General features: G+C 57.5%; 14 protein-coding genes and 2 pseudogenes. 9 read left to right on the plus strand and 7 right to left on the minus strand.

Going from position 1 to position 20,368, the window contains the following annotated elements:
* Positions 1-172: 172 nt before the first annotated feature.
* Positions 173-786 (plus strand): annotated as a pseudogene (locus L880_RS32800) (tyrosine-type recombinase/integrase); the annotation flags it as partial.
* 180 nt (positions 787-966) lie between these two features.
* Complete coding sequence (locus L880_RS0118020) at positions 967-1,929, plus strand: CAAX protease (RefSeq protein ID WP_245615223.1); 963 nt, start codon at positions 967-969, stop codon at positions 1,927-1,929.
* A 23-nt stretch (positions 1,930-1,952) separates the two neighbouring features.
* Here the strand turns inward: L880_RS0118020 and L880_RS0118025 are convergent, their stop codons facing one another.
* Positions 1,953-2,771, minus strand: coding sequence for a hypothetical protein (locus tag L880_RS0118025; RefSeq protein WP_027476855.1), 819 nt, complete (start codon positions 2,769-2,771; stop codon positions 1,953-1,955).
* Complete coding sequence (locus L880_RS32805) at positions 2,768-4,180, minus strand: hypothetical protein (RefSeq protein WP_157462969.1); 1,413 nt, start codon at positions 4,178-4,180, stop codon at positions 2,768-2,770. Before L880_RS32805 ends, L880_RS0118025 begins: the two co-directional genes overlap by 4 nt.
* A 320-nt stretch (positions 4,181-4,500) precedes the next feature.
* Between L880_RS32805 and L880_RS35745 the strand changes: the two genes are divergently transcribed.
* The 4 genes and pseudogenes from L880_RS35745 (at position 4,501) to L880_RS35080 (ending at position 7,409) form a co-directional block, all read left to right on the plus strand.
* A complete protein-coding gene (locus L880_RS35745) occupies positions 4,501-4,761 on the plus strand; it encodes a hypothetical protein (RefSeq protein WP_157462970.1) in 261 nt (86 codons plus the stop codon).
* Positions 4,762-5,115: 354 nt separating this feature from the next.
* On the plus strand, positions 5,116-5,829 hold the full coding sequence (locus L880_RS35750) for a DUF5623 domain-containing protein (protein ID WP_157462971.1): 714 nt from the start codon (positions 5,116-5,118) through the stop codon (positions 5,827-5,829).
* Positions 5,830-5,896: 67 nt separating this feature from the next.
* Positions 5,897-6,247: pseudogene (locus L880_RS32810) on the plus strand (transposase domain-containing protein); the annotation flags it as partial.
* A 94-nt stretch (positions 6,248-6,341) separates the two neighbouring features.
* Positions 6,342-7,409 carry a putative phage abortive infection protein gene (locus tag L880_RS35080; RefSeq protein ID WP_084461415.1) on the plus strand — a complete coding sequence of 356 codons (1,068 nt, stop codon included), beginning with the start codon at positions 6,342-6,344 and terminating at the stop codon, positions 7,407-7,409.
* Positions 7,410-8,264: 855 nt separating this feature from the next.
* Here the strand turns inward: L880_RS35080 and L880_RS36820 are convergent.
* From L880_RS36820 to L880_RS36855, 3 genes are all read right to left on the minus strand, one after another.
* A complete protein-coding gene (locus L880_RS36820) occupies positions 8,265-8,477 on the minus strand; it encodes a tyrosine-type recombinase/integrase (RefSeq protein ID WP_425389196.1) in 213 nt (70 codons plus the stop codon).
* 8 nt (positions 8,478-8,485) lie between these two features.
* Entirely contained in the window at positions 8,486-8,839 is a 354-nt protein-coding gene (locus tag L880_RS36825; RefSeq protein ID WP_425389195.1) for a tyrosine-type recombinase/integrase, read from the minus strand.
* 237 nt (positions 8,840-9,076) lie between these two features.
* Positions 9,077-9,298: a phage integrase N-terminal SAM-like domain-containing protein gene (locus tag L880_RS36855; RefSeq protein ID WP_483772906.1), complete on the minus strand. Its 222-nt coding sequence runs from the start codon at positions 9,296-9,298 to the stop codon at positions 9,077-9,079.
* A 127-nt stretch (positions 9,299-9,425) separates the two neighbouring features.
* Between L880_RS36855 and L880_RS35755 the strand changes: the two genes are divergently transcribed.
* Positions 9,426-10,385 (plus strand): hypothetical protein, encoded by a 960-nt coding sequence (locus L880_RS35755; protein ID WP_157462972.1) that lies wholly within the window; start codon positions 9,426-9,428, stop codon positions 10,383-10,385.
* A gap of 102 nt (positions 10,386-10,487) precedes the next feature.
* Entirely contained in the window at positions 10,488-11,231 is a 744-nt protein-coding gene (locus tag L880_RS35760) for a hypothetical protein (protein WP_157462973.1), read from the plus strand.
* A gap of 447 nt (positions 11,232-11,678) precedes the next feature.
* Here the strand turns inward: L880_RS35760 and L880_RS0118085 are convergent, their stop codons facing one another.
* Both L880_RS0118085 and L880_RS0118090 read right to left on the minus strand, forming a co-directional pair.
* Positions 11,679-15,752: a hypothetical protein gene (locus L880_RS0118085; protein WP_027476862.1), complete on the minus strand. Its 4,074-nt coding sequence runs from the start codon at positions 15,750-15,752 to the stop codon at positions 11,679-11,681.
* 13 nt (positions 15,753-15,765) lie between these two features.
* Positions 15,766-16,389, minus strand: coding sequence for a poly-gamma-glutamate hydrolase family protein (locus tag L880_RS0118090; RefSeq protein WP_051443412.1), 624 nt, complete (start codon positions 16,387-16,389; stop codon positions 15,766-15,768).
* Between the two features lie 880 nt (positions 16,390-17,269).
* On the opposite strand from L880_RS0118090, the gene L880_RS0118105 reads away from it, so the two are divergent.
* Positions 17,270-19,876 carry a tyrosine-type recombinase/integrase gene (locus L880_RS0118105; RefSeq protein ID WP_169737781.1) on the plus strand — a complete coding sequence of 869 codons (2,607 nt, stop codon included), beginning with the start codon at positions 17,270-17,272 and terminating at the stop codon, positions 19,874-19,876.
* Positions 19,877-20,368: the final 492 nt, after the last annotated feature.

Below are 20,368 nucleotides of genomic sequence, written 5' to 3' on the forward strand. Positions count from 1 at the left end.
TGATTCTGGCTGCATTCAGGAGGCTAGATTTCTGTGCGGAGGGCTGGGCGTGCACGGAGGGCGGTGGGTGGATTCTTGGTCGATTCCCTGTTGGAGGCCAAGTGCGACGGCGATTCGGTATGACTGGCCTCTGACTCAGACCCAATTGCACCTTGGCTCTGGCATCATCTTCCACATCCTGATGTTCCCTGCAGGGAAGTTCACCCACCTCATCAGCGACGAGGAGGTGGGCAAGCTGTTTCGACACCTCGACAAGGCCAAGGCCGAATCCCTGGAACACGCCGTCATTCCCTTGGCGATCCGACGGCAGTTCGAGTTTGCGGGCCGTCGCTCCGAGAGCGTGCTGCTAGAGTGGGATTGGGTGGACTTGAAGCACTGACGCGTTGTCTGGTCCCACAGTAAGACCGGTTGCATGTCCAAGCCCATGAGCGAAGAGGCCTATTGGCTGCTATCAACTGCTCAACAGCAGTAGGGCTCGTCCTACGTGCTGCGTTCGTTCCACAATCCGATGAAGCACCTGACGGCGGGGGAGTACGACGGCGGCTGGTGCCGTACCCTCAAGGCTGCTGGTGTGTGCACGTTGGCACGCATGGCATCAGCCACCGTTCCGCTACGGGCATCGCCAACTCGGGCATTCCGGTGAAAGTGGGCATGATGCTCCCTGCCCACAAGACAGTGGCGATGCTCATGCGATACGTCCACACAGAGGATGCGCCAGTACGCGCTGCGGCCGAGCTGGTGGATAACCGGCGCAAAAACGTGGTGGTCGGACAATTGACGGCGTAGAGCCATCACAAGTAGCCCTTACATCTAGCAAGCGCCTTACAAGTGAAAACCCCGGCTCTAGGCCGGGGTGGAAGTTTTAGGTCTTACGTGAAGGGTCTTAGGCTTGCGCCCATTGGAGCCCGTCACCAACCTTAAGCGTATTGTAGGATCACCCGGAAGGCTTGTCAACGCGGAGGAACTGTGCTGGAGCAGGCCGAACACAGATTTCATATCGTAAAAATGCCAAAAACGCTTCAGTACCGCCCGACCCTCATAGATGAGCTGATCACCAACGAGCGAATCACCAGCTACCAGAACGTCTTCCAGCCGACCAACGACATTGAGCTGATGGGGGTATACCTATGGAACGCCCATGTCAGCGGCGCCATCTACCCGATCATAGGTGCGGCCGAGATTACCCTGCGCAATGCCATCGATCGCGCGCTGCGAGCGCATCTAGGTAACTTCTGGTGGTCTGGCACACGGCTTCGCTACCGGACGTTCGTCCGGGGCGCCCCACCTCCGTGGCCTGTGGACGCCGTCCGAAAGAACTTTGCAAAGGCGACCACGAAGTTCATCTCCGAGCAGCGGCATCGGTACGGCGTCACTGGCCACATCACGCCGCACCATCATGGCGTGGTGGCGAAGACCGAATTCTCAACCTGGGAGTTCATGCTCGATCACGAGTTCATGGGCAATGGCCTGATCTGGCCCAGCCGCCTGGGGACTGTTTTCGCGGGCACTTGGCCAAGCACCCAGGCGAGCCATGTGCTTACGCACGCAAGTGACCTGGTATCGACCATCCGCGACTTCCGCAACCGGCTTTTCCATCACGAACCCGCATGGAAGCGGTTTGGGGTGCTCACCGAAGCCGATGCCCTCCAGCACCTGCAAGAGAAGATCAACAAGATCGAAAACCTCGTGGCCCTGATACATCCCGAGAACCTGAAGCTCCTGGACCGCAACGGTCTGCTCAACACGGCGCGTCGGGCCTGCACGTCGCACGAGATTCGTCGCTTCCAGCATCTGACAACGACTCACAAGGTCAACTCGCTGAACAAGCTTCGCGATCTGGTTGAGCGCTGCGGCGCTGACAACAGCGTGTTGGCCGCCAAGCTGTATCTTGGGCGGCCACGCGTCTTCCTGATCAGCCCCCGCAGCTAGCCTGATTGCTGTTTCAAGCTTCGTCACTTCTCATTATGGAGCCGGCGCAGAATGGTTCGGCCGGTGACGAGACCGAGGTGCAAACGGAATGTGCTGTGGTCATCGTTCGAGAGGCCGGGATGCGATCCATCCGTGTGGAGCATCTTGAACAGGCCATTGACGTAGCTCTTTCCGTCCGGAGCCCACTCGTTTCGGTTCTTCGAGAGGAAGCCTCGGTCGGCCAGCATCGCACGGCGATTCTCGGAAGTCGGCAGCAGTCCGGCCTTCTGGGGATCGATACGCAAGGCAATGTCATCGAACAGCCCTTCCAGAAAACTGCGTATCTGACTGTTCGCGGCCGCCCAATCACCTCGGGTGTGTGCGGCAATGGCTTGGTCGAGATGTCCCAGCGGAACCTCGAAGCCGAAGTGCTTCAGCAGTTGATGAACCTCGTCATCGGTAGCCGGCAAATCGATCTCTTCCGGCAACGCAGCACGCAGCAGCGGAACCCTCGTGGACTCGTCCCAGGACACCACGTATCCATCGAGCGCCAATCCACGCAGCAATGGCCCTTGCTCTGGCTTGGCGTTTTCCAGCACCGCCACGTCAACAGCCGTTCGCACAACGGCTTCGGCCAAGGTCATCTGTCCACTCACCGTGTTGATGACATGGGCAGCACGCTGCGCAACCGCTCTGCCCAGCAGCGCGCTTTTTGCCGTGACGCTCTTCGACGAGCCAAGCTCGATCTCGTGCTCCAGACCCAGCCGGACGATGATCTGATCAATCTTGGCTTGGGTCGATACGGCGCCGAGAAACTCGACGGCGGCAATCAGCGTCGGTCGCGTGAACGGATACGCCTTCAAGGTGCGCCACCTTCCGTTGCCGCCTTAGCTGAGACCGCCTCGCTGTGATCTACAAGATTGAAGAACGACGCGCGGTGCTCTGCAGAGACATTTGGCAACAATGCTTCGACTGGTGAGAGCGTGAACGTGGCGGCTTTCCCAACCCAAGCAAACTTCGACGCGCGAATTCCCGCCCAGAATAGCGCCAGATTCTTGTCGCCCGTGCACAGCATCATCTGTTGGTCCGGAAACAAGGCGAACAGGCACATCAGAATTTCCAATGAGCGCAGATCCGCGAGCGCGTTGTAGGCATCCTCAGCCGAGTAGTCGGCCGAGGGCTTCAGCAGCCGCTTGGCCGGGCTGTATCCCATGGGAACCGAGATTGAGCTGAGTGCTGCGAGAACGACCAGCGAGTTCTTTGGAATGCCGTAGTCCTGTGCTGTCGAGAGTATCTCGCTCCACAACTGCGCTTTCTTGCTCACGCTGGTCGGCGGCACCAGCCTCGGCGCCAATCGCATGAGAAAGGTCTGCTTTCTTTCCATGCTGGCCAGGGTGTCTTGAACTATGCCGACAATTCCCTGCAGTCCACCAATGTCGCCCGGCACCAATTCGGCCTTAGGCAGTGCCAACCGCAATGCTGCGATGACCTCTTCGAGTTGCTGCTTGACTTGATCGGACGTCGGGTTCCGTCGGACGTTGCCCTCCAGCGCGTAGAGCAATGGATTGATGCGAATGCCGTCGCCCTCGAAGAAGTCGAGAAAGTCCTTGTCTTCCTCGTTTTTCTTAATGCCATCTCGAAACCGACCCTTCAGTTCGGTGATCGTGCAACGGTCAGGAAGAACGATCATGTCCTGCCGGACCGCCAAACCCGACGGCAGCCAGCCTCCTTTGACCAGGCCGATGGTCTTGGAAGTGTAGGTACTCTCAATGGTTGCGTTGCCAGCGGCGACCCCTTCCAGCTTGATCTCCGAAATATTGCTCTCGATGACTTTGGCGTGCGTCCAGTTCAGGGGGATCACGAGCTTGTTGTTGAGCTTCGTGTTGATCAGGTCTGAGTACCTCAGCGGGGTGAACTCAATACCGGTGAACGCCGCACGACGACCCGTCGGCGAGCCCGAGTCGTCCAACTCCTCATAGGCGAGTACCCTCTCACCTTTGACCCGTGCGGGTTTCAAGATTTGCAACAACTGCGCAGGTGTGAGCGAAAAGCCGTGGTTCTTCGTCAGACGGCGGGATAGGCGTTCAGCAGAGCTGTCATTGAGTTGACCAGCAGCCACCCGGACTGGGAATGCGTTGACCTCGGGCCAGTTGCGAAGGCCCGGAAGCGCAGCGATTAGATCGAGTGCCTGACCGTGCTTGACGTGAAGTTGGTGTTGTCCGAGGTGCGCGCGCAGGCGCTCCGCGAACACCTTGAGCATCGGGGTGTCCATATCGATTTCCGTCGGGCGAAATTCCGGTGCACGCTTTGCGGGCCGCCCAAGGAATCAATCTTGGTTGGGTGAGGCGCAGGAACTCCGTCTTCGTCGTACCCCGAAAGGGTGTATGCGGCAGGTAGCGGCTACTAAAAAACGATTCTACAGCGCCCGCAGCGGGAGCGATAATCCACCGAAGGTTTCGGGCAGAAGCCTGCCACCCGTCATAGCAAAGCTGTTGACAGCACTGCCGACACTCCCTCTCTTCCCGCATGTCATGTTCGGGTTCGAGAAGCGGCAGACGGGTGACGTTTCGTCATGGACTCAGGAGCACTTTCATGTCGAGTGAAGCCATTCGTCCGACCACCATGGACGGCATCAAACGTCTTGCCAATTCGATCAAGGTCGAGCGAGGGATCAAACATGTACCCGCGCTGGAGGTCGCCGCCCAATTGGCCGGCTTCTCCAGAACCTTAAGCACGCACAAAACGTGCTCAAAGGCGGTGGCAATCGCCCGAATGCCCGTCCAGGTCACCGCCTTTACCTCACTGTGTATTGGCGTGACAAGGAGTCGGACACGCGCGGTCGCGAAACGCTGAGCATCCGGCTCGGTACCTTGTGGAGCGACTTGATCACGGCGGCGCAGTTGGACCACCACCGCGCGCTGACCTATTTCCAGCCGGAAGGCCCAGATCATTTGGCGCGTCGCGACATGATGCAGTCGCAGTCCCAGGCACGCAGGGTGATCTGCGCCGCCGCGCGCACGCTCCAGTTCATGGACACGACCAAGCTGCGGCCATCCAAGAGCCACAGCCGCGCATTTCCCGACGGCCGGTCCAGCAACGCCGTGCCTGGCCGGGACCACTACAGCATTTGGTATGACCGCGAATCCAAGCGCTACCTCTTCGCTGACGAGCCCTACGAACGGGCCGCCGAGGCCAAGACTGCCGAGCGTGCAGCCTGGTCTGCGCGCCACGGGTTCGAGATCGCCAAGCCGTCGTGGCCTGGTATGTACAACCACCGACGGTGGCTCGCGGCTCTACCTCATCGCAGATGCGGTGAAGGGTGTTCCGTTGACGCCCATCGTAGAGGCTCTGGACCGTCTGCCGGCACCGATCGTCGAAGCTGTTTGGGATGGCGAATCAGCGCCGTCCACGCCGATTTTTATTAGCCCAGGCACCATTGCCCGCAATTTGGCCGCCGCCAAGCAACCAGCGACGGAGACCCGCAAGTTAACGCGGGGGCCGCGCAGCATGGCAGGCTATGTACAGATTTTTGTCGGCCCGCAGCGCCGCCCCAAAGGCCGGATGCCGATTGAGGTGCACACACAGGTGGGCAAGCTGCTCAAGTCGGTGCTGACGGCCGCGTACACTCGCAAAGGTGACTACAACCGCGTCAACGGCATTCGCAGCGAACTCGATGAGTGGACTCAGCGTGAGTACAACTATGACGAGCTACCCAACGAATGGTTCTTCGAACTCTACTATCACGAGTCCGGATCGTCGTTCGCGCGCAGCCTTTCGCCCGACGTGCGTGCTGTTCACGTTGGTAGTCTGGAGCAGGTCAAGCAAATCTTATCTCAGCACTATCCGGACAGCCCGCCACTGCGGGCACTGACGAAGAAGCTGGATGCGGCCATCGGTTCGATGCAAACCTGGGCGAGTTGACATCGCTATCAGAGCACCTGGGCTGTTGATTTCCATGTAATCCGAATCTACGGGGGGTTTCGAGTAGGCCTTGTACGCCCAACAAACCGAGCGTGATGGTAGTCTGATCTGTCACTCCGAAAGGGGGGCGCAATACGTCCGCATCCGTTACACCGAGCGGCTGGCGGAGGCAGGAATTGAACCATCTGTGGGCAGCAAGGGCGAAAGTTACGACAACGCCCTGGCTGAGACCATCAACGGCCTGTACAAGGCTGAGTTGATTCATCGCCCAGCACCCTGGAAAACCAGGGAGGCCGTCGAGTTCGCCACGCTCGAATGAGTGTCTTAGTTTCACCACCATCGCCTGTTTGACCCCATCGGGTACATCCTGGCTGCCGACGCTGAGGCAAACTACTATCGGCAATTCGCCAGTCAGAGCACCTCCGAGGTGGACTTCCCCAAACCAAGCAGCCTCCTCGACACTCGAGGCGTTACAGTGGGGGAAGATGCGAATGATTATTGTGGAAGGATGAATGGTGGCGTTTTTTCTGCTGTGGTCGGCTCTTTTGATCGTACTTTTTATGTTGATGGCCGCACCTCTTCCAGAACGACTAAGAGCCTTCGGGTTGGTTGCGGCAGTGATGACGGTCTGGTTACTTTGGGCACTCTACGGCGTCGAGTTCATCGCCGACTTGAAATGGCCGCAGAAAGACAATCTCGTCCAAACTGCGATCGATCCATCAAAAGTAACTGGCGCTAGCGGTGTGCCCTCGGACCCTCCCACGGCCCGCTTAGGCCAGGTAGGTGACCTCTTTGGCGGGATAAATGCACTCTTCGCTGCATTGGCATTCGCTGGTGTTGGCATCGCAGCCTTTCAGCAGTGGAAAAGCACACGTATCGCATTCAAGCAGTCGATAGAAGCGACATTCTTTAGCACATTGGAGCTTCATCACCGGATCGCTGATGGCCTGCGTTTCGACCGCGTGGGCATCTTTCCTGATGAACAAAATGATATAAATCACTTGTGTCGCCTCGCCGGGAGTTCTCTCCAGCCGCCTGCACCCCCTGTCTCAGGCCGTCAGGTCTTTCCAGAAATTATCCGAGCAATTTCTTATAAAAGCCATGGCCATGGCCATGATGTCGACCGATATCAGAAGTTAATCGAAAACTATTGGGTTCTGCAAAACGAACACAATTACGTCCTCGGTCACTACTTCAGGAATCTCTACCAAATCCTCAAGCTGATTAATGACGATGAAACGCTCGACGAACCCAGTAGACAGAAATATGCAAGCGTACTTCGAGCCCAGTTGTCCTCCGACGAACTAGCCCTCGTAATGGTGAATTGTGCTGGAAAGACGGTCGACGACGGTGAGTTCAGAGCACTAATCGTCCGCTATCGGCTACTAGAACACATTCCACTAAAAAAAGAAGGCTCTGATTATCTCTACACAGGTCAGAAAGGATACGTGGTACTTGCCAACGATGTGTCAATTCGGCAGTACTTGGTCGGACCCGTTGTCCCACCATCTGCCCGCTTCTATCAAGGTGCCTTCGGAACAAATCCAGTGTTCCAATTCAATACAAACCCACATACCTAAGCAACTAAACCTGCAAAGCTAGGTTGTGAGCGTATCGATGTTCCTGATGAAACGGCTCTTTGAATGACAGCCAGTAGTTTCGGTCTCAGTGGTCGGGCCGCGCAGCTTTTGAAAGGTGTACAGCCCTAAGGCGGGGCACATGCCTAGCCTGGAGGCCTCGGGGGGTGGCGATGCATTTGGGTCTCGGCGATACCGAGGTGAGACCGACCATGGTGGATCGACGCGCTGAGCGCGGTCAAGGACTGGGAGGTCGTTCTTGCGCCTGCGGCCTTGCCAGACGTGCTGCCGTTCACCTGCCTTTGCGGCCCCATGGGCTTTCAGTGCCTAAGCCGCCAATCGGATCGACCACCTGGTGGGGAGGCCTGGTCCCCCGTAGTTCAAGACTCACGAGGGCTCGACAGCTGGCCCGCCGAGGGCCAGGAATACAAAACTCAGTGAATAAAGTACAAGACTCGACGCGAATCGACAATCGTGTCGATTCTCTCCGCCTGTTGAACTCTCACCTCATCCAAATCAAAGACTTGGAGGTGACCGATCACCCGGTCTTGTACTGCGTGCTCTCTCAATTTTGTATTTTCCGGAATTGTTCTCGCTGAGTTTTGTATTTTTCAATCCCGATGGCCAGTTGACGCCATGGGTGTGACTGCACTGCTGTGTGCCTGGGGGAACCGCCGAGCAAGCGCCGGCCCTCGATCTGAACTGTTCGATTGGGTGCAGGACTGACGCATAGGTTAGCCTCAACTTGTATCCCGGCTGTCCCGGTGGTCTTGCTCGCTTCCGGTGCCTAGCATATGTGGCCTGGTAGGATGACCGAGATCGCCCTGAGGCGCCATTCAGCCTGACGCTCGAAAGCCGTCATTCAGCCAGGCGGCAACTGACAGGCCAAGGAGTCCAACGGGCTGGGGGTTCCTGCGGCAGCGACTTGTAGATCATCGTGGTACTCACATCCGAGTGCCCCAGCAGCTCCTGTGCCGTGCGAATGTCGGTGCCCGACTGCAACAAGTGCGTCGCGAAGCTGTGGCGCAAGGTGTGCACAGAAACGGGTTTGTAAATGCCCGCCTGTGCCACGGCCTTCTTCAGTGCGCGCTGCAATCGCTACTCATATCGGTGATGGCGCCGCCAAATACCCGTGCGAGGGTCCACCGACGGGGATGAAGCGGGGAACACCCAGAACCAACCCCAGCGCTGCCCCACGCCGCGGTATTTGGTGTCCAGTGCATGCGGAACGTCCACGTCACCGCACTGCGCCTGCCGGTCTTGCTCCCACAGCGCGCGTGCAGCCAGCACCTGTTGGCGCAGCTCCGCTGCCAAGCTGCGCGGGGCAGCATCACATCCCGATCCTTGTCGCCCTTGGCTTGGCGTACCACGATCACCCCACGGTCAAAATCTACGTCCTTGACCCGCAAGCGCAGGCCTTCCATCAGCCGCATACCGGTACCTGTACAACAGGCGGGTCAACAGGGCCATATCGGTCGGCAGCGCCGATAGCAGAGCAGCCGCCTCATCTTCCGTCAAAACCGAAGGAATGCGCTTGGGCGTGCGCGGGCGTTGCACGCCATCGAGCCATTGCAGGTCCATGCCCAACACCTCGCGGTAGAGGAATAGCAGTGCACTCAACGCCTGGTTGTGCGTGGAAGCCGCCACCCGTCACTCGTTAGCCAACATGACTAGAAAACCTTCGATTTCCGGCTGCCCCGTATCTCGTGGATGCCCCAAATCGTGCCATTCACGAACATGCGCGCCCATTGCACGTAGGCCTGCTCGGTGTTCAGGCTATAGTGTTTGTAACGAATTCGCTCACGGACCTGGTCCAGCAACCGTGTGGCGCACAACACAGGAGGGGAGGTGGGTTTCATGCCTAAATTTAGTTTTGTATTTTTATACAGCATACGCACCGTCAAGTTAGGCTATAAGCTCATTTCCGCGTTTTCCGCGCCAATTTAGACCGAAAGCGCTAGATATGGCCTGAGGCTTGGTGCGGTCTACATTACGTTAGCCAATCCAGAAGTTGATATAGTGGAAAGTTCAAAAAAGAGCATCATCACCCCAGTTCCATTGGGTTTGATACCAAACAACAGAAGCTACTGGGCAACGCATTTTTTTAGTATTTTGCAATGTCTAGATCAGCATAAGAATTTAGAGTTTTCCCCGCGTCGCCTAGATTTATATCCAATCTATTCGTTGGCTATATTGCGAGGCTGCTTGCCATTAAATTTCTTTAATCAAATCGAGCGATACATCGAGAATTGGGGGGTTCAATATTTCCTTTCGAATTTTTTCAATCAAAAACTTGGTGGGAATGTTGTTAAAGAGTTGATTTCACGAATTGAGAAAGCCTACAGTGTTAGCTTTGATAAGAGTCTTGATCACTTTTCATTCCATGTGTCAGGCAACGATTCGAATATATCTTCGAATCTGAGAGAACGGTTTTCCGAAGTCTTTCCAAGTTGTTTGAACGGCCAATTTGCTACCGTTGATGACCTGATAGCGCAATCAGACCTTTGCTTGATTCTATCAAATTCACAAAATGTCAAAGTTGGCTTGTTCGGGGAGATTGAGGGAATATATGGCAACAAGCTGCGAACAGAAAGCTATTGGGTCAAGAAGCATGATTTCTGCATATTTGGCATTGGTGTCGTAGATGGAAGTCAAAAGGTTGTCTATTTTCAAGAAGGTTTTTTCAATGGAATATATAGAATCAACCTGTTTTTTGAGAGAACAAATTTTGTTGTCACTGATTACAAGATTGCGCTTGGTGCGATTAAAAGATTGTTTCTTGAGGGGCCTGGTGCAATTTTTTACTCGCAAGATGAGGAATTTGAATTTTTCTTAAATAAGATAAAGATTCACTGGAGCTCAAACATGAATAAACTCATGGATGAATTGAAATTATTCATCTCGCCTGAGGATGTGGTCGGTTTCAATGGGGGGGTTTTGGAAATAGTCACTGACTTGCAATCTGCTCCGAAGGGCTAACAATTCATTCAAGCCGATGCCGCTTCGCGGCGCGGCTTAATTCCGACGTTAGGCCGCCCGTACAAGCCTTTCCCTTACTAACAAACATCAGATTGGAATCGCATGCCCAAAAAGACAAAATATCTTCATAAGTTCTTGAGTCGCGCAGATCACTTTGTTGCCGATATTGAACTCGCTGACGTCCTCGCCATATCTTCCGGCTCTGGCATCTTGTCCGCAAATGGTGGGAATCATTTGTTCGATGCAGTTGATCCCGCCCAGCACCCAACACTAGCCCGCAGAAAGAACAATGACCATAATCGTCGACTTGCAGTGCGGCACCTTAAAGCCAGCCTGTGCTCTGGCTACATAAAGGACTTATATGAGGACTTCAATGATTACATGCAAGAAGTACTCGAATCTGCTGCTCGCAATGGCATCAATCCAAATAGATTGATTGGCAGCCACAAAATCAACATTGAGGCGAACGATCTACTCGCCGCAGGAAACTGGGATAACGTCGTTCATATGGTTGCCAGATCCATTTTCAGAAAGCTAGAAGATGAGCGAAACACAAAATCGCTCATCCAATCTATGGACGCAAAGCTAGGTCTGGGTCTTGATCAAGGAATACTAAATTCCGCGCTACCATATTTTGAACTCCGCCACTTGCTTGTGCATCACGATGGCATCGCAGACGCAGATTTTTGCCAACGCTTCCAGGATTTTGGAGCAACTGCCGGAGAAAAAATATCTGTTGAATTCAACATGGTATCTGCTGCGCGCACGGCAATAGTTGCGCTTGCTGAACAATTTGACTCGCAGGTAGTACAACATAAATTGGTTAAGGAAACTGAACTGCAGTAATTCACGTGTGCAGAAAAAGTGGTGGCGGCCTAACTGGGCGGTCAAGCGGACGCCAACAAGGGCCATGCCTTCGGCATTCTCATGGCCCTTGTAGGTGCCCTGCACACCTGCGGTGCTCCAGCGCCGCTTACCTTGGGCATTGAGCGTCCGCTTCCATTCGCTTCCACCGGCTGCTCCTGGGTGAATTCTGCTCTACGTTGGAGGGCGCTAGTGGGCCCACTGCAGTCGTCCGCCCCGCCAAATTGCGCGCCGTCAACCAGCCATTCACGTCGTTTTCGCCGGCAGCTTCTGTTGCAAGTCGGCGTGCTGCCAATGCGCCACGCGTAGCTTGCCAGACCGCTGGAATACTGTCGTCGTGCCCGTTCATGGGACGCGCCAACTACCCAGCTTGAAAATTCACAAGGCGCTGCCCAAGTGAATCGCTGCGGCATTGAAAATAGATGCGTGTCACGCCAAACGCGAATCGATCATTTCAGGGTTGAAGCCCAGCGCAACGGCCGCCGCAATAAGCAGCCGTTTGGTTCCAAGTCGACCGTCTTCCACATCGGCAACTACCTGCCGGAGCATAGGTACGCTCACGCGGGGCGATTTGAACAAGAATGCGTTGAGCGACAGTTCCTCCCATACCGGACTGAAGCGCCGAGCGACCGCGCGGGCGAGCGTGTGTTGAAGCAGCAGGCCTTCATCAGAGCACACGGTTACCGACGCCAGCAGCAAGTGCAGCCGCAGGGTGCGCGCTGGCGAAGCTGGCTCGCGCAAAAGCACGGTTGCGGCGCCAAAAATCTGCTCGATGGAACTGCCAAGAAAATTCGCCAGAATGTGTCGAGCATCATCCTTTGTCATTGAAAGCGCCACCGACATCTCCTTCAGACTCAACACGGCAGGCGCCTCTTTGCCCCAAACCGCTGCCGCCTGTCTTTGCCAATCGGATAACGCCTTCTCGGGCTCATCACTGCATATCGCACCAGCGGTAAACAAGGCCACCAGGCCCGCGTTCGACAACTTGCTCCCATCGGGCGGCTCGATGTCAGGCTGTGGCTCACGCGAACGCTGCTGATCGGGCAGACACTGCATAGTGTTCATCGCCCGCTCAAAGCAAGCAATCGCCGGGACGACCTCTGCACTTGAGCCCTTGGTGAACTCAAACGCCAGCATCGCCTGCGCACCCAGGAGCCTTGCCAGCGGAATCGGCGACTGCATCGTGGCGTGCAGCAAGTCCCTCATCCTCTCGGGCACATCGCCAAGTTGCGCAGCAAGTAGGCCAGCGCTGGCAACTGTGAGCAACGTCCGGAACTGTTGGTTAGGCGTTGCCGGACCGAACTGCAACCCCGGCTTCGATGCTCTGCCATAAGCCAGCGAACGCTCATCGCCGTTCTTGCCGAAAGCTGCGTCCTCGATGATTTTGCAAGTGGTCGACGTCACGCGAAGCACCGCCTCCCAGCTCTCGTGCCCGTCCTCGCTTGCCTCTTGGGGCACGTCGACCAGCAGGTCCGCAAGCTTGCGCGCAGCCCTTTGACAGTCACCTGCCGTGGAGATCACCCTGCAGGCGTCGACGATCAGCCCGAAGCGCGTGATTGGCAAGGTTCGCAGCGCAGACACGTTGGCACCGGCCAGGAACAGCTCCTCCGCCTTGTCCCATCGTGTCAGGTGGCAAGCGCTGATTGCAGCCCGCCTGTGCGCGAATGCGTCAAGCAGCTCCGGCGCTTGCGGTCGAGCAGCCAGTTCTTCCCACAGACCTAGCGCGGCTGAATGGTCGCCTGTTTGGAACAGCACGTTCACCCGCTGCTCGGCGATGGTCACTGTTTCGCCAAACACCGCAGCAGCAGCGTCCAGCGTCTTCATCGCACCTACCGGGTCATCGACATGCTCACACTGAACAATCGACGTTGCTTTTGCGACTTCGCTTCCGAACCAAGACATCCGATGACGGAGGGCAATATTCTGTGCGCGCCGCAGTAGCGCCAGAGTCGGCTCCCAATCCGTCCTTTCCGTGCATCCCGACGACCATGCGCCATGGACAAAAGCGCCACATGAGTTGACGAGAGGCCAACTCACCACCGAGTCAAACTCCGCTCGAGCATTTTCATCAGCGTCGAACTCGAGCCAATCGAGCACTCCTGAAAAATCAGACAGGTCACGCAGGAACGACGCATGGAGCGACAGATAGAACTGGGAGGTCGTCGCGTTCTCTGGAACGTCTAGGACCATCTCCCGTGGCTCGGCCAGAAACCGCCTGGCCAGACGTTCCGCATACTCGCTCATCTTGCCGCGCTGACGACTCAGCGAATAGATTGCCGCCAGCTTGACTCTGATGGGTACGCGAGGGTTTCGGTTGATGACCAGCCGGGAGCTTCTGGCGACCTCCGCCACCTCCCGCGCTTCGTCGTCCTCAACAAGGTCGACCTCCTCCGTCCATCTAGCAAGCACACGGGCGATCTCCTCCGAGCCCGATTCGCTGGCGACGGTAAACTGCACCTGGCGGAGCATGACGCTGACCATCGGATGCGGCTCGAAGAAGCGCTCACCCTCGTTCAAGGCGACAAAGGGCAGCCAGGTTAACTGCTGATACAGTGCCTTGGCCACCGCCCCCTCATCGATGGTTTCAATGATTCGTACGCACTTCAGAAGCCGCGAACCGTCCTTAGCAATGAACGCGTGGAACAACAGCGACGCAGCGTCAGCAACATCTAGCTGACGTACGCTTGCGATGGCGTCAAACAGCTGTACGTGCGCCAGGCTCTTCCGCTCTTCCGTCCATACCTGCTCGGCGGCCCCCTTCAGAAGCGGCGTGACTGACAGTCGGCCAGGGAGTGACTGCTCAAGCCACTTGCCCTCGAGGGAGTCAATGACATCCCCTCCGGTCACGATGCCACCGAACGCTTGGGCGAGTGCGAGCAACATGTCCCTAGAGAGCGGGTAGGTCGCCTCGCTCGCGGTATAGACGAAGGAGGCGACTTCAGGCGTCACAGTCCCGCGCAGCATACTCCGCGCAGTGCCTCGAGCCGATTTCACGGCAGGAGACGCAGAAACCAGGTCGGCGCTCGTGGGAGACGGCCACCCACCACTTACAAGCTCAGCGACTCGAACCTGAACAAGTTTCGGATGTCCTTGCGTCAGACCACAAATCAGAGCACCCCACACGCCGGATAGGTCCTCTGGACACTCATATGCCCGGCACTGTTCAGCCACCTCGCCTGGCGACATCGTCGGCACGTCGATGACCTCCAAGCCTGCGGCCGAAGCAAGCTGCTCTGACCCGGACGATTCACCTCGAGCGGTGAACAACAGCGAGCGCTTTGAGCCGGCGGCCTGAGCCACCAATCTGGTCAGGGCCGCGCCAAAACTGTCAATCGTCGAGGGGGAAATGTCGATGTTGTCAACGACGACGAGCGAAGGCACACCGGGGTCAACGATGGCCGCAGCCAGCGCCCTGAGCAGGTTGTCCGTTTCGACAGCCGTGCGGTTCGCCAGGGGGAACCACCATGCGTGGGGGCACACAGCGTGGCCTACAAGCTGTGCCATGGTCGTCTTCCCCTTGTGCACGCTTCCGGTCAGGAGAACTGCTGCGTGAGCTTCGATTCGCTCGCGGACGCATCGCACAAGCGTCTCTCGATTGAGCAGCGGCGTGGGCGCTGGCGGCATCTCCAGCTTCATCATGTCCAAAAGCGCCCGGCCAGGGTCGAATTTTCCGGCTTCCAGCGCCAGCATGAACTGTTCGTACTGGACCGCCGGGACAGCTACGTGCGCGGTAGTCGCTGCGTCAATTTGACGCAGCAAGTCTGCTGTGGTGAGTCGCCGACTTGCGGACTCGGGCCTCACGACTACTTCGCTGACGAACGAGTAAAGGCGGTCGCAGACCTTGGGCGAGTACGAGAGACTGACCCCGGCATCGCTCAGTCTGTGAATAACGCGGTCTTCAGCGCTCCGTTGAACCACCTCCAGGCCGGGTTGGCCCAAGAACCAATGCATCGGACGGATGAACTGAGCTTGAACGGCTGCTACGTCAGCCGCTTGAAGGAAGCCCCTCAGCGCGCTGCAATCGGAAAACTTCGGCGCCAGGTACTTCTGGATGCAAACCGCCATCTCGGCACTGTCGCGCGCGAGGTTCCATGCGTCCATACCTGCGATTCCTCCGAACGCAGCGTCCCGCTCGACGACCGATGGGGCAGTCGAGATATAGTGAAACTCGACCGTACGTGCAACTTCCCGACACCGAAGCGTCCAGAAGTTCTCTAGCGCCTTCAATGCGCGCTGGTTGTTGAGGGAAATCCCATCGACTTCACTCTTGACCTGCTGCGCCACCGCCTCCAAGGCTGACGCCCTATCAAGGTCCTCGGCCCCTTCAAGGTAGATAACCTCGTCGGGCGTTTTCAGGCGCAGCCATGCATCAATGGACCACCAGAGCTGATAAACGACACCTCGAATTGACGCGACCGCCTGCCGAGTGGCATCTGCAGGTAGCTCCTGAGGGACTTCCGGCTTGGTTGTAGGGCAGACAACGTCCGCGGGTCTTTGCGTCATCGGTTCAGACGACTCAAGGCTGGGGCTCACATGGTCCATCGGCTGCATCGACCAGCCGGAGGAGGACGTTTCGAACCGCACGCACGACGCCGGCTACGGCTTCCGGCGAATTCCGCAAAGTCGAAGTCAGTTCCAGCTGAACCCCAGCCCTGCTTCGACCTCGATTGCAAATGTTGAACGCGTCCGTGCCGTAGAACTTATGCCCATCAAACTTGCAGTAAATGCCTTCCGCACCAAGCGCAGCGGCAATCTCCTCACCGAGCGCCTTGTCGCGACCGCCGAGCAGTACCGCTTGGTCGACGCCCTTGCAGCCGTGGACTGTCACGACGTGATCGCAACCTGAGATGAGTTCGAGGCACCGTGGTTCATCGAAGCGTTCGCTTCTCAGGTGAAGCGCAGCGTAATTGTCCGCCTCTCGAATTCCCTCAAACGAGTAGAACGAAAATTCGTGCCCGGCAATGGCGGCCGCGACCCTGGACGTTGGAAATTCAATCGCACCGCCGTGAGGTGCGACTACAGCTATCTTCGGATTCAGCCCTGCGGACAGGTTGATTTGATAGTCAACATCTACCTCATACGCGCGAGCCAAGTCCTTGAACGAAAGGAAGGTCTCGGCCAGGACGAGGGCTGGTGTCATTTAGTAAGTTTAGCCCCGTCTACCCAGGTCGCGCTCAGCCAAAGTCGGGTTTCAGCCTTGAAACACCGCGAAGCCGCCGCAAATGAGTGGCAGCTCCTAGCCGATGTCGGTCATCGTAGCAGGCGACGATCTTAGCGATGCGGCACTAGATCACCTGGTGGGGCTCAGGGGTTGGGCCGCGCAACTTTTGAACGGTGAAAAGCTGTAAGGCGGGGCACATGCCTAGCCCGTAGGCCTCGGGGGTAGCGAAGCATTTGGGTCTCAGCGATACCGAGGTGATACCGACCAAGGTGTGGATCGACGCCCTGAGCGCGGTCAAGGCCTGGGAGGTCGTTCTTGCACCTGCGGCCTGGCCAGACTTGCGGCCGTTCACCTGCCTTTGCGGTCTCCCATCGGCTTTCAGATCGGATGCCTCCAAACGGATCGACCACCTGGTGGGGGAGCTTCGAGCCCCCAGGGTTCAAACGCGCGAGGACTCGACAACAGTCCCGCCGAGGGCCAGGAATACAAAACTCAGTGAACAAAGTACAAGACTCGACGCGAACCGACAGACTTTATTTGTTGGGTCGGTTTCAGGGCAAAGGTGCGGTTCTAGCCTGTTACAAACCGCCCTACTCGCCTTCTACATATAATTTTTACTTGGCGATAATTACTGTTATCGATAAGTAAGTGAGATGGTAAAATTCAAAATGGAATTTTTTGGGGGGCAAGGGGGAGCTGCAGCCACCATCCGTAGGTGCCGGGTGGGCTGTCATTTCAATCTAGTCCATCGACCTGCTCATTTCAAGGATCCTGGCCAGCCGCAGGCTTGGCCAAGGGCCATTGGTCGGTGGCGCCCCGCGCAGCCCTCAAGCTCATGCAGGAAAGGCAGAGTCGAACCATGAATCGCCAGGACCCAATGATGCCCACCCCTAATCAGCCTGGGGAATCCGCGGTCGAATCGGAGCACCAGGTGCACGCGCTTGCGCCTGGTGCGGCAAGTGTGACCACCTCGCGGCACCATGCCACGGTGCTGATCGATGATGAGGTCATCGCTCCACCTGCAGCTGAAAAGCCCAAGCGTCGCCGTGGCCGTCCTCCTGGATCCACCACCCGGGTGACTCATGCTCACGTGACGGCCGACGAGTTTGCCGTTCTGCGTGCCGTAGCCCAAGGCGTGGACATCGCCGCAGCAGCTCGTCAGTACCTGCTCTGGCCAGGCCGGGTGCCCGAACGCCCAGCGCTGCTCAAGATCTACAGCGACTTGTTGCGTCGTGTGGAGGCCGGGGCCCAGGCCTTGCCGGAGAACAAGCTCGCCAGGCGCATGGTGCGAGATCTCCTCAATCACCAAACTGTGGTGCTCGACAGCCCAGCGTCCCCATACCCGAGCACTGGCCCCGCCTGTGCGGCTCCAGCAGCTGTGCCCAGCCCGACACCGGGTCATGCCACCGCCACTACGTCTTCCGATCCGGCCACGTTGGCGCAAACAAGACGTGTGAAGCCAACCGGCGCTGACTCGGCAGCAAGTGCGCCGGGGTCCGCAGTCGCCGCCCAATCTCCTGCAGCCACTAGACATTCCAAGCTGCCGACATTGGAGGAGTTCGCCGCCCGGTTTGATGAGGACATGTACAGCGAGGCAGAATTGCTCGAACTGTACGAAGAGGAATACGGCACTCTGCAGGCCGTGAACCCTGCGAGCCCCGTGCGACCGAATGTCTCGCCGACAGCTCTTGTCCAGAAAGCCATGGCCGACGCTCCGCTTGCTCGTCAGAGCCAAGTGCAATCGCCGCTCGCATCTTTCCGGCCCCCATCGAGTGCACCTTCTGGAGAGGGCGCCGAAGCAGACCAGCAGATCGAATCAGCGAATGCCTTGGCTGCGAAGTCCTTGGCGGCGCGAATTGAGATCCAGCTCAAGGCGATCAACTGGCTCGATGAGCGGCTGGGAACCCGGCCCGTCAGGACGCACCACGTCGATCAATGGGTGCGGCTCAATGAAGCTCAGCGCCAGGCCATGCGTGAGGCTGGTGTCATCAAGCTCGGCGACCTGGTGGACTGGATCTCTCTGCAGGGCGAGCGCTGGGTTGAGAAGGTGCCCGGGTACGGGCTTGCCAGGGGGCGCAACCTCCTGCAGTGGCTCAAGCGCTGGGAGATCGAACCTCGGGAGGGGCTGAAGCCGGTACAGGTGGCCGACCCCATGCCGTCCAGCTCCTCTGCTCGATCGCTGGCTACCGTCGCCGGCGTTGGGCTGGTGCCGCTCATGTCCATGGACTGGCCTCTTGCTCTCAACGGAGCCTCGGGGAAATTCCGTAGACCCAATGAAAACAGCCTGGCGGCAAACAACGATCAGGAGGCGGTTCAGGCCTGGTTTCGCCTGCTTCGGGACAAGTCCGCGCACACGCAAACCTCGTACCGACGCGCGATCGAACGTCTGATCCTCTGGGCAGTGCACGAGCGAGGCCTCGCCCTCTCCTCTTTGACTGAACTGGACATGCAGGACTTCAAGGACTTCCTGTGCAGCCCACCTGCTCATTGGGTTCAAGATCCCAAAGCAGATCGTTGGCGAAAGGCCAGCACATGGAGGCCGCTGAAGGGACCGCTCAACGAGATGAGTCTGAATGTGACCTTTGCGGCTGTGAGCGCCATGTACAGCCATTGGATGGAGTCACAGTACACCACGCTGAATCCAGCCCGAAAGCTCATCGGCAGGAGAAGCGACGAATTGACGATGGATGTGAAGCGATCGTTCACGGATCAGGACATGGACGTGATCGCCCGCACGTTTGAAAAACTGCCTGACACCCCGGCCAAGCGGCGCCTGCGGGCGATCTTGTTGCTTCTGGAGCTGGCAGGCCTGCGGCGTGAGGAGGCTTGCAACGCGACATGGGGCGATGTTCAGCGGGTGCGGGTTGATGGGAACCTGACGGACAACATGTGCATCGAGGTGATTGGCAAGGGCAACCGTCAGCGCTTTGTGCCACTTCACGAGGCGGTGTTGGCCGCACTCAAGGTCCACCTGCAGGATCGCAAGGAGCTGATGGCCAAGGGCAAGAAGCTGCAGAAATTCAAGACCATTCCTGACAAAAAGCAGCCGCTTCTCGGAGTGCTCGATGACAAGTGGATCCAGGTACACGACAGGAGACTGGACGACCAGGCTGCGATCGAAGATCAGGTAGTGGAAGAGTTTGAACGCCCTGCTCTTCAGGATACTGTGAACAAGACAGGTGGCCTGTCGGTTCAATTGGTGTATCTGATCCTGAAAGAATTTTTCAAACAATGCTCGAATGAAGCCAAGGAAAGCGTGACCGATGACATGGCCACGTTCAAGCGGGCGTCAACGCACTGGCTGCGCCACACCTTCGCTCATCATTTGCTCAAGGAGACCGACCGAGATCTCGCTCTTGTACAGGCTGTGTTGGGGCACAAATCGATCACAACGACGGCAATTTATGTGAAGGCAGATCTGGAAGCTCGGGTGAAGGGGGTCAAGAAGCTTCGAGGCAGCATCTAAGGAGGTCACGCACACACTGGATACTCTCAGGGGTCTGAGTAGCAATGGAACGGGGAACCGACTTAGCGGGGCGCTCTTGGGGGAGCGGGCGCCTCAATCCATGTCAGCGCGGATCATGGCCAGCAATTCAGGCAATCGCTTGGCCACTGCATTCTGGGCATCACTTTCAATACCTCTGTAGATCTTCAGGACGGACTTGCCCATGGGGGTGAGGGTCGTGCCCCCGCCCGCATTGCCTCCCCGCTGTGTTTCGACCAGAGGTGAGTATTCCGATCAGACCAACCACTGAAACCGATTCAAAACCACCAGTCAGTACGATCCAAACCTGTCACTGATTCCGATCCAAACCCGCCACCGGCTACGATTCAAACTAGGCCACTCATTCCGATTCGTGCCAACCACCAGTGGCAGCAATCGGGTCAGCGAGCAAGAAGGTGGGTCTGCGCTTGTCCCTCGATGAGCACCAGCACTACCTGGCGTGCACTTTGCAAG

The sequence above is a fragment of the Curvibacter gracilis ATCC BAA-807 genome, assembly GCF_000518645.1.
GTDB lineage: Bacteria > Pseudomonadota > Gammaproteobacteria > Burkholderiales > Burkholderiaceae_C > Curvibacter > Curvibacter gracilis.

Coding starts and splice junctions, on each gene's coding strand:
- L880_RS35745 (WP_157462970.1), top strand. CDS start 4,501: ATGTCGAGTGAAGCCATTCGTCCGACCACCATGGACGGCATCAAACGT.
- L880_RS35080 (WP_084461415.1), top strand. CDS start 6,342: ATGGTGGCGTTTTTTCTGCTGTGGTCGGCTCTTTTGATCGTACTTTTT.
- L880_RS32805 (WP_157462969.1), bottom strand. CDS start 4,180: ATGGACACCCCGATGCTCAAGGTGTTCGCGGAGCGCCTGCGCGCGCAC.
- L880_RS0118105 (WP_169737781.1), top strand. CDS start 17,270: ATGAATCGCCAGGACCCAATGATGCCCACCCCTAATCAGCCTGGGGAA.
- L880_RS0118090 (WP_051443412.1), bottom strand. CDS start 16,389: ATGACACCAGCCCTCGTCCTGGCCGAGACCTTCCTTTCGTTCAAGGAC.
- L880_RS35760 (WP_157462973.1), top strand. CDS start 10,488: ATGCCCAAAAAGACAAAATATCTTCATAAGTTCTTGAGTCGCGCAGAT.
- L880_RS36825 (WP_425389195.1), bottom strand. CDS start 8,839: ATGCGGCTGATGGAAGGCCTGCGCTTGCGGGTCAAGGACGTAGATTTT.
- L880_RS36855 (WP_483772906.1), bottom strand. CDS start 9,298: ATGCTGTATAAAAATACAAAACTAAATTTAGGCATGAAACCCACCTCC.
- L880_RS0118085 (WP_027476862.1), bottom strand. CDS start 15,752: ATGACGCAAAGACCCGCGGACGTTGTCTGCCCTACAACCAAGCCGGAA.